The sequence below is a fragment of the Massilia sp. CT11-108 genome, from assembly GCF_047302915.1.
Classification (GTDB): Bacteria; Pseudomonadota; Gammaproteobacteria; order Burkholderiales; family Burkholderiaceae_D; genus Telluria; species Telluria orientalis.
In genome coordinates this window covers 1-7,032 of the sequence record NZ_JBKYMO010000301.1, presented here as the reverse complement: position 1 = coordinate 7,032, position 7,032 = coordinate 1, and the positions used below count along the sequence as shown (strand labels likewise).

General features: G+C 66.4%; 4 protein-coding genes. All 4 read left to right on the top strand.

Annotated features, from left to right (window positions below; all coding sequences use genetic code 11):
• A partial coding sequence (locus ACEN88_RS20960; protein ID WP_413342651.1) for a glycosyl hydrolase 53 family protein occupies positions 1–605 on the top strand: 605 nt, incomplete at its 5' end.
• 29 nt (positions 606–634) lie between these two features.
• The gene (locus ACEN88_RS20955; protein ID WP_413342649.1) at positions 635–2,302 is read left to right on the top strand and encodes a sodium:solute symporter family transporter; all 1,668 of its coding nucleotides are present in this window, start codon (positions 635–637) and stop codon (positions 2,300–2,302) included.
• A 237-nt stretch (positions 2,303–2,539) separates the two neighbouring features.
• Entirely contained in the window at positions 2,540–5,167 is a 2,628-nt protein-coding gene (locus tag ACEN88_RS20950; RefSeq protein WP_413342648.1) for a TonB-dependent receptor, read from the top strand.
• A gap of 8 nt (positions 5,168–5,175) precedes the next feature.
• On the top strand, positions 5,176–7,032 hold a 1,857-nt coding region (locus tag ACEN88_RS20945), incomplete at its 3' end, for a beta-galactosidase (protein WP_413342647.1).

Here is a 7,032-nt window from a genome sequence, read left to right as displayed (position 1 = left end):
GGGCCCACCGGGGGGGGGGGGGCCCGGCCGGGCGCGCGGGGGGGGCGGCGCCGACCTGGGTCCAGGTCGGCAACGAGACCCGCACCGGCCTGCTGTGGCCCGAGGGCGACGCAACAAGACACATGGACAACTATGCGCGCTTCGTCGACAGCGGCTATGGCGCCGTCAAGCAGGTGTTCCCGGACGCGATCGTGATCGTCCACGTCGACAACTGCCACGACAACGCGACCTTCCGCTGGAACTTCGACGGCCTGAAGGCGCACGGCGCGCGCTTCGACATGATCGGCGTGTCGTCCTACCCGACGACCGCGAAGAACCACACGTGGCAAAGCGCCACGGCCGCCTGCCTCGCCAACCTCAACGACATGGTGCACCGCTACGGCAAGCCGGTGATCCTGTCCGAGGTCGGCGTGCCCTGGGACCACCCGGACGGCAAGGCGGTCATCGCCGACCTGATCGCCAAGGCGCGTGCCGTCGATGGCGGCATGGCACGCGGCGTGTTTTATTGGGAGCCCGAGGCTTACGACTGGAAGGGCTATCCGATGGGCGCCTTTGACCGCGGCGGCAAGCCAACCGCGATCATGGACGCCTTCCTGGAGCGCTGAAACGCGCGAATCACAACCGAGACAAACCTATGAATCTGATTTCCCGCCTCGACGCCATCGTCTTCCTGTTCTACTTCGTCGTAGTCGCAGGCTACGGCCTGTGGGTCTACCGCCGCAAGAAGAGCGCGAATACGACCGCCTCGCACGACTACTTCCTGGCCGAAGGTTCCCTTACCTGGTGGGCCATCGGCGCCTCGCTGATCGCCTCGAACATCTCCGCCGAGCAGTTCATCGGCATGAGTGGTTCGGGCTTCCGCATCGGCATGGCCATCGCCGTGTACGAACTGATGGCCGCCGCCACGCTCGTCATCGTCGCCGTGTTCTTCATGCCGGTCTACCTGAAGAACCACATCTACACGATGCCGCAGTTCCTCGAACAGCGCTACGGCAAGGCCGTCGCCACGACGATGGCCCTGTTCTGGCTCGGCCTGTACGTCGTCGTCAACCTGACCTCGATCCTGTACCTGGGCGCGCTGGCCATCGGCAGCGTCACCGGCATCGGCGTGCTGCCCTGCATGCTGTTCCTCGCCGTCTTCGCCGCCATCATCACGCTGGGCGGCATGAAGGTCATCGGCTACACGGACGTCATCCAGGTGACCTGCCTCGTCATCGGCGGCCTCGTGACCACGTGGCTGGCCCTGGACCTCGTCGCGAAACTCGGCAATGGCCACGGCGCGCTGCAAGGCTTCTCGAGCTTGTACAACTCGACCCGCGACCACTTCGAGATGGTGCTCGGCCGCGACAACCCGAACTACATGGACCTGCCGGGCCTGTCCACGCTGATCGGCGGCATGTGGATCGTGAACCTGAACTACTGGGGCTGCAACCAGTACATCACGCAGCGCGCCCTCGGCGCCGACCTGCCGACCGCCCGCAAAGGCCTGCTGTTCGCCGCGTTCCTGAAACTGCTGATGCCGGTCATCGTCGTCATGCCGGGTATCGCCGCCTTCGCGCTGGACCGTTCCGGCGCGCTGGGCGACGCGATGCGCGTCGGCGGCGAACTGAATCCGGACCGCGCCTACCCCACCCTGCTGGCACTGCTGCCGTCGGGCCTGAAAGGCATCGCGTTCGCGGCACTGACCGCCGCCGTCGTCGCGTCGCTGGCCGGCAAGGCCAACTCGATCGCCACGATCTTCACGCTGGACATCTATCAAAAACGCCTGCACCCGAACGTCACCGAGCAGAAGATGGTGTGGATCGGCCGCATGACCGTCGTCGTGTCGATGCTGCTGGCCGTGCTGATCGCCCCGCTGATGGGCATCGACAAGAAAGGCGGCTTCCAGTACATCCAGGAATACACGGGCTTCGTCTCGCCGGGCATCCTGGCCATGTTCCTGCTGGGCTTCTTCTGGAAAAAGACCACGTCCAGCGCCGCGATGTTCGCGACCGTGGGCGGTCTCGTGTTCTCGATCATCCTGAAGTTCCTGCCCGGGATGATGGACCTGTCCTTCCTCGCCCCGATCGGCTTCGCCCACGACAACGGCAGCGGTGTCTACGAGATCCCGTTCCTGGACCGCATGTTCATCGTGTTCTGGCTGGTCGTCGCGGGCATGGTCCTGCTCAGCACCGTGTTCGCCCGCGGCAAGGTCAAGGGACTGATCGTCGACACCAAGCTGTTCAAGGTCGACGGCGCGTTCGCCCTCGGCTCGGCCGTCATCTGCGTGGTGCTGGCCACGATCTACGGCATGTGGTGGTAATGCGCGTGGGCACCATGTGCCCATCAAACATGTGAGATACCAAGGCAGCCTGCGGGCTGCCTTTTTTATGTTTTTCACCAGGCTATATGAACTTCGTATATACGCTGGTGAAAAACATAATGGTTGTGCTCCTTGCAACGCGACAGAATGCCGGTCAGTCGCTTGATTGGTTCGCTCGACGCACCAACAAAGTCGACAACAACACATAAGTCTAAACGACAAAAGCAAGGAGATTACATGCAGCAGAAAACCCTGAGCGTACTCGTACGCTCGCTCTTCCCATTGTTCGTCCTCCCCGCCGTCCCCGCCCTCGCCCAGCAGGCACCGCAAACCGCATCGTCCGAACCGGCCGCGGGCGGCGACACCGCCGTGCAGCAGGTCGTCGTGTCCGGCATCCGCGCGTCCGTGCGCAGCGCCCTCTCCGTCAAGGAGAACTCCAACAGCATGGTCGAAGTCGTCGCCTCCGAAGACATTGGCAAGCTCCCGGACACCACCATCGCCGAATCGCTGGCGCGCCTGCCGGGCCTCGCCGCCGGTCTCGATCGCGGCAACGCCAGCCAGATCGTCGCGCGAGGCATGGGCGAACGCTTCATCGGCGCCACGCTGAACGGCCGCGAACTCGCATCGTCCGAGCCGAACCGCGCGGTGCGCTTCGAGCAGTTCCCGTCCGAGTCGCTGTCCGGCGCCATCGTCTACAAGACGCAGAACGCCGACCTCGTCGAAGGCGGCGTCGCGACGACCATCGACCTGCAGACCGTGCAGCCGCTGAAGTACAACGGCCGCCAGGCGTCGCTGAAGGCCGACACGCTGTACTACCCGCTGGCGAAAGACGTCGATGCGCAGACCGTGCGCCCGCGCCTGGGCGGCATCTGGATCGACCAGTTCGCGAACAAGACCATCGGTGCGGCCGTCGCGTTCAGCTACCAGAAGCAGCCGTCGATCGAAGAACGCAAGAACCACTGGGGCTTCAACGAAGACCATTCCGCCGACCTGAATGGCGACGGCAAGGTCGACAAGACGCCGTGGGGCTTCGAGGATGAGCTCAAGAGCGGCACCAACGAACGCAGCAGCGTGCTGGGCAAGCTGGAATGGAAGGCGAGCCCCGACGCCCTGATCACGGCCGACCTGTACTTCGCCCGCAACAAGATCCGCGAGCCGAGCGTCCAGCACTGGACCGGCGACGTCGGCAACTGGGACGGCTGGCAGACCGGGAATTACTCGAACGTCGACATCCGCAACGGCTACGTCACCGGCGCGACCGTCAAGGACGTCAGCCTGACCACGCACAGCACGCGCTGGATCCAGAACATGGACAACTTCGCCGGTGGCCTGAACGGCAAGTTCAACGTGGGCGACTGGAAGGTCGAGGCGGACGTCGCCACGTCGCGCGCGAGCCGCGCCAGCCAGTGGGCCGACGTGCGCAACACGACCGCGAACAACGGCACCCTGTCGTGGGCTTTCACGGGCAACGAGCAGCAGTCGTATTCGTACAGCCAGGACACCGGCAACCTCGCGACGTTCGGCGCGCCGCAGCTGGTCATCGACAATGACGGCCACGTCCACGACCGCCTCGATTCCGCGCAGTTGAGCGGCGCGCTGCCGCTGGACCTGGGCCCCGTCAGCCGCATCAAGATCGGCGCGCGCTTCGCCGACCGCGAGAAGTCGTACCGCCAGACCACGTGGAACGTCTCGCCGAACAATGCCGCGATCCCGGCCTCCGCGTACACCACCATCAACGTGCCGGGCTACTTCCCCGCGCTGATGCTGAACGATTTCGAAGGCACCGTGTCCTCCACGTTCGGTCCGGGCGCCCTCGATGCGGGCGGCCGTACGCCGACCGCGAACGACCTGCTGGCCGGCTGGCGCGTCAAGGAGCGCACGAGCGCCCTGTATGCGCAGGCGGACCTGGACGGCGAGATGTTCGGCCTGAAGTACCGCGGCAATGCGGGCGTGCGCGTCCTGCACACCAGCCAGACGGGCGAAGGCATGGAGTCCGTCAACGGCGCGGCGCCGACGGCGGTGTCGGGCGGCGCCTCGTACACGAAGGCCCTGCCGAGCATGAACCTGATCTTCGGCCTCGACGAAGAGCAGAAACACCAGGTGCGCTTCTCGCTGGCCCGTGCCATGTCGCGTGCGCCGATGGACGAGATGCGCGCATCGCGCCAGATCTCGATGGACACGACGCCGGGCTCGCAGCAGCCGCTGACGGGCAGCGCCGGTAATCCGGGCCTGCTGCCGATGATGGCCAACCAGGCCGACCTCGCGTACCAGTGGTACTTCGACAAGGGCTCGCTGTTCTCGGCCGCGTTGTTCTACAAGCAGATCGGCAGCTACATCGGCATCACGACCGACACGACGACCATCGGCAACCGCCAGGCGGTCATCACCCGTTCCATCAACGGCGAAGGCGGCTATGTGCGCGGCCTGGAGCTGGTGTACCAGCACGCGTTCACGCGCCTGCCGGCACCGTTCGACGGCCTGGGCGTCGCCGCGAACTGGTCGTACAACGAGAGCGACATCCACGAGTACACGAACGACTACCCGATGGAAGGCCTGATGCGCAACAACGGCGGCGTCACGCTCTGGTACGAAAAGAACGGCTTCGAGGCCCGCCTGTCCGCCAACTACCACAGCCCGTTCGTGCGCATGCCCCGCTGGACGGCCGGGTACATGGCGGAAAACGGCGAGGAGACCTACGTCACCGCGAACTTCTCGTACTACCTGACGCCGCAGCTGCAGCTGCGCGTGGGCCTGGACAACATCACGAACCAGAAAGTGGTCTACACGCAGAACGCGAACGCGTACATGCAGAACGTGATGGAATACGGCCGCCGCTACAACGTGGGCCTCTCGTACAAGTTCTGATGATGACGATGACCCGACCCACACTGCTCCGCGCCGCGGTGCTGCTGGCCTTCGCCGGCCCCGGCATGGCGGGCGCGGAACAACTCCTCACCGTCGACGCCACGGCGCCGGCGCCCGATCCGCGCACCGGCACCATCAAGCTGGGCACGGCGACGGCGCCGGGCGGCCACACGCTCGGCATCAACAACCAGTACCTCACACGCGACGGCAAGCCCTGGCTGCCGGTGATGGGCGAGTTCCACTACACGCGCAGCCCGGCCGCCAGCTGGGATGCGGAACTCGCCAAGATGAAATCGGCCGGCATCGACATCGTCGCCAGCTACATCATCTGGAACCACCACGAAGCGGCCGAGGGTAAATTCGACTGGTCCGGCAACCGCGACCTGCGCCGCTTCGTGCAGCTCGCGCGCAAGCACGGCCTGGACGTCGTCGTCCGTGTCGGCCCGTGGTCGCACGCCGAGGTGCGCTACGGCGGCTTCCCGGACTGGGTGGTCGACGCGATGCCCACGCGCGGCAACGATCCGACTTACCTCCGTTACGTGGAACGCTACTACCGCGAGATCGGGCGCCAGCTGGACGGCCTGCTGTACAAGCAGGGCGGCCCCGTGATCGGCGCGCAGATCGAGAACGAGTACAACCTGGCCGGCCCGGGCCGCGGCGCGGAGCACATCCGCACGCTGAAGGGTCTTGCCGTGAAGGCGGGCATCGACGTGCCCTACTACACCGTCACGGGCTGGGACCAGACCTTGTACCCGTCGGGCGAAGTGACGCCGGTGTTCGGCGGCTATCCGGACGAACCGTGGGCGACGAGCACGAAGGAACTCCCGCCCAAGGAGACGTACGCGTTCCGCTTCGACACGCGCGTGAGCGGCGACCTCGGTGCCCAGACCCGCGCGAGCCAGCAGGGCACGGCCGAAACGGACATCGACAAGACCCCGTTCCTCGGCGCGGAATACGGCGCGGGCCTGCCCGCCATGTACCGCCGCCGCACGCTGGTCTCCAGCGACGACATCGCGGCCATGCTGCCCGTGCAGCTGGGCTCCGGCGTCAACCTGATGGGGTACTACATGTTCCACGGCGGGCGCAATCCCGTCGGCGGCACGACCCTCGAGGAAAGCACGAAGAGCGGCGGCTACAACGACGTCCCGGCGATCAACTACGATTTCAATGCGCCGCTGGGCCCGGACGGCCAGCAGCGCGCCGTGCTGGCGAGCCTGCGTCCGTTCCACTGGTTCCTGCACGACTTCGGCGCGCGCCTGGCGCCGATGACCGTGCGCAAACCGGACGTCGTGCCGAAGGATCCGGCCGATCTGGATACGCCGCGGTGGTCCGTGCGCAGCCGCGGCGAAGCCGCGTTCCTGTTCTATGATGGCCACATCCGCCAGTATCCGACGCCGGCGCGCGAGCAGGTCCGCTTCGCGGTCAAGCTGCCCGGCGGCACGGTAACGCTGCCCCGTCGACCTGTCGACCTGCCGGCCGGTGCCTACTTCGCCTGGCCCGTCAATTTCGACTTAGGTGACGAGCGCGGCCAGCGCCTGACGTATGCGACGGCGCAGCCGCTCGCTCGGCTGGACGGCGGCACGTGGGTGTTCGCGGCGCAGGACGGCATCCCCGTCGAATTCGCGTTCGGCGCGAAAGCCCGCGGCTGCGTGCAGGCCACGCGCGCGCACGTCGACGAGGGTGCCAAGGCGGTCGTCGTGGACGGCATCCAGCCCGGCCTCGATGCGGCGTTCACGGTGCGTTGCCCGGGCGCGAAGCCGCTGACGGTGCTGGTCCTGTCGCAGGCGCAGGCGCGCCAGGCGGCGATCGGGACGTTCCAGGGCCAGCGCCGGCTCGTGCTCAGCGACGCGCAGGCGTACTTCGAC